The organism is Bacillus sp. AP50 (assembly GCF_040492675.1).
Lineage (GTDB): Bacteria > Bacillota > Bacilli > Bacillales > Bacillaceae_G > Bacillus_A > Bacillus_A cereus.
Genome location: NZ_JBEUTW010000213.1, coordinates 1 through 3,386 on the forward strand (window position 1 = coordinate 1; position 3,386 = coordinate 3,386).

Sequence of the window (3,386 nt, forward strand, 5' to 3'; positions counted from 1 at the left end):
GGTAATCAGTTATTGGTATTATCCGGAAAATGTAGCCCGTGCATTCCATGTGAAAGGTATTGTATCTTCTTTGATACAAGAGGGATATCATGTAGATTTAATAATTCCTAGAAATACTATGTATCAAGGGATGGGTACTAAAGAATCAGAGAATATAACTGTACATCAAGTGAAGCCAGGTATTTTACTCCATAAAGAAAAAAATAGATGGGATGTTAATAAAAATATATTAAATAATCCCCGTAGCAATTTTCTTATTAAAGGTTTGAAAAAACTATATGATGTATTTGTTTGGCCAGATCGAACAATTGAGTGGGCCATCAATGCATATCGCTATGTTAGAAAAAACAAATTGCATAGTAACAGTGCAGCTATGGTGACTATAGGTTTACCGGTTTCTACTCATATTACAGGACACCTATTAAAAAAAGAAGCTTCGCATTTAAAGTGGATAGCAGATTATGGAGATCCTTTTTCTTTTAATCCAGATAGAAAGATAAGGAAATACGATAAGTTTCTAGAATCAAGGGTACTTAATAATGTAGATTCTATAGTAATACCAACAGAAAGTGCGATAGATTGCTACACTAATCTTGGTGTAAATAGGTCGGAAATTCATGTTATCCCTCAATTATTTGAAGAACAACAGGGTGAAAGTAACTATAAAATAGATAAGAGTAAATTTAATATAATGTACGCAGGGTCTTTTTATAGAGGGATTAGGAGCCCAGTGGAGTTTATCCATGGTCTAGTATTAGCTAGTAAAAATAATCCAAAATTACATTTTCATTATTTTGGAAATGTAAATGCATTAGAAGAATTTTTAAAAGTTGAGGGATTGGATATAAAAACAATTCCTATTACGGTAAATACATTTAAAAATAGAATTATGAAAGGAATGATGGATGAATAATGATTAACTAATTTATATTTTAAGTTGAATTTTATAACTTCAAACTACAAAATATAGGGTTAGTCTATCCATTTTTAAAATTCAGTTCATACTTTATTTGTCATGATTCAAATGATTAATAAGTACTTATTAAGTATAGACGAAAGACTAATCCTTCCGATTACAAATTGGGGGATTTTTTTATTCCCGTTTGTCTTAGTTGAAACTTACTAATTGTTAAATGTACTTCACAAATAAAGGAGCGAGAAAAATGAGTACTTCAGATACTATTGTTACACATGTAATGCTCTATATAAGTCGTTAATATCCATCAAACTTATATAGAGGAATTAAAAAATGGATGGATGTTCCGACTTTATATGAAACGTTTCGATATATAAAGGAGGAATTATTATGTCAATGATAAAGGTCCAAGACTTAACTTTTTCATACCCAGGTAGCTTTGATAATATTTTTGAAAGTGTAAACTTCCAAATAGATACGGATTGGAAGCTAGGATTTATTGGTAGAAACGGACGAGGTAAAACGACATTCTTTAATTTATTGTTAGGGAATTATGAGTATAGCGGGAAAATCCTTGCTTCAGTAGAATTCAATTACTTCCCCTACTCTGTTTCAGATAAGAACAAATTCACTCATGAAATCCTTGAAGAAATTTGTCCCCAAGCCGCAGATTGGGAACTTCTACGTGAGATATCCTATTTAAATGTTGATGCTGAGGTCATGTACAGACCATTTAAAACATTATCAAATGGGGAACAAACAAAAGTGTTGCTTGCTGCACTGTTTTTAAATGCGGGTCAATTTCTATTAATTGATGAACCAACAAATCACTTAGATACAGATGCACGAAAGATAGTCTCCGATTATCTAAGGAAGAAAAAAGGATTTATTTTAATTTCACATGACAGAATCTTTTTAGATGGGTGCGTTGACCATATCCTATCTATTAATAGAGCAAATATTGAAGTTCAAAGTGGTAACTATTCTTCTTGGAAGTTAAATTTTGATAGACAGCAAGAACACGAGAAGGCTACAAATGAGCGTCTACAAAAAGACATAGGGCGATTAAAACAGTCTTCCAAACGTTCAGCAAGTTGGTCTAATGACGTAGAAGCTTCAAAAAATGGAACGAGGAATTCAGGCTCTAAGTTGGATAAGGGGTTTGTAGGACATAAAGCAGCCAAGATGATGAAAAGAGCAAAAAACCTTGAATCAAGGCAACAAAAAGCTATTGAGGAAAAATCAAAATTACTAAAAAATGTGGAAAAAACTGAGTCATTAAAATTGGAACAATTGCAATTTAAATCAAATGAATTGGTTACTTTAGTTGACGTGTCCGTTAAGTACAATGATCAAATTGTGAATGAGCCGATTAGCTTCATAGTTGAACAAGGTGACCGAATTGTACTTGATGGAACGAATGGGAGCGGAAAAAGTAGTATCCTAAAACTAATTCTAGGACATCCGATACAGCATACAGGCTTAGTTACTTTAGGTACAGGACTCATCATTTCCTATGTCCAACAAGATACTTCTCATTTGAAGGGATCGCTATCAGGCTTTATTGAAGAGCACAAGATTGATGAAACCTTATTTAAGTCCATCCTAAGTAAGATGGACTTTGACCGAATTCAATTTGAAAAAGATATATCTCATTATTCTGGTGGACAAAAGAAAAAACTGCTTATCGCTAAAAGTTTATGTGAAAAAGCTCATATATATATATGGGACGAACCACTAAATTTTATAGATATCTATTCCCGCATGCAGATTGAAGAACTTATTCAACAATTTAATCCCACAATGGTTATTGTTGAGCATGATAAAATATTTCAACAAACAGTTGCAACGAAAACTATATCTATGTAGCTCAAAACGAATACTTGAAAATATAATCATTAACTTGAGTCCTTGAATTATAAAAACTTTAATGAATTGATAAAAAAAGCCTAATTTCTCTACAATACATTGAGAAATTAGGCTTTAAATAGTAATAATAGAATTCATAAACACTGAATAATTTACACATTAGGTTTATCTGTTAATGCAGTAACAATCCTGTCCACTAAGTCTTCGGGTAATCCATATTCCTTATTAACTACAGCCTGTATACTAGCAAAAGAACTTTCATTGTATTTTGATTGCCTTTTTCCTCTACTATCTTTCTCTTTATTTATGAAGTTTTCACGAGATTCATAGTTCATCTTATCTGATTCTTTACCAATAGATTGATTGGTGTAAATTATAAAGATACCTAACATCATAATTACACAAATGAAAATCCCTACTAATTTAAGTCTCATTATTCATTTCCTTCCTGCAACTCTTACTGTTTCTCGTTCATAATATCTCAACCATATCAAATTCATATTAATTTGAAGTAAAATTTTGTTCTTAACATATTTCTTAATAGAAAGACTGTATATCCCTCTATTTGTTTGACATCATTAAGACTGTCTCTTATACACAT

Annotated in this window: 1 protein-coding gene and 2 pseudogenes; 2 read left to right on the forward strand and 1 reads right to left on the reverse strand. The window is 31.4% G+C overall.

What is annotated here, in order from left to right; all coding sequences use genetic code 11:
- Both ABWK52_RS16850 and ABWK52_RS16855 read left to right on the forward strand, forming a co-directional pair.
- A pseudogene (locus ABWK52_RS16850) lies at window positions 1-901 on the forward strand (transporter); the annotation flags it as partial.
- A gap of 405 nt (window positions 902-1,306) precedes the next feature.
- Complete coding sequence (locus tag ABWK52_RS16855) at window positions 1,307-2,785, forward strand: Lsa family ABC-F type ribosomal protection protein (protein WP_000061799.1); 1,479 nt, start codon at window positions 1,307-1,309, stop codon at window positions 2,783-2,785.
- Window positions 2,786-2,985: 200 nt separating this feature from the next.
- Here ABWK52_RS16855 and ABWK52_RS16860 read toward each other — a convergent pair.
- Window positions 2,986-3,219 (reverse strand): annotated as a pseudogene (locus ABWK52_RS16860) (hypothetical protein); the annotation flags it as partial.
- Window positions 3,220-3,386 lie beyond the last annotated feature (167 nt).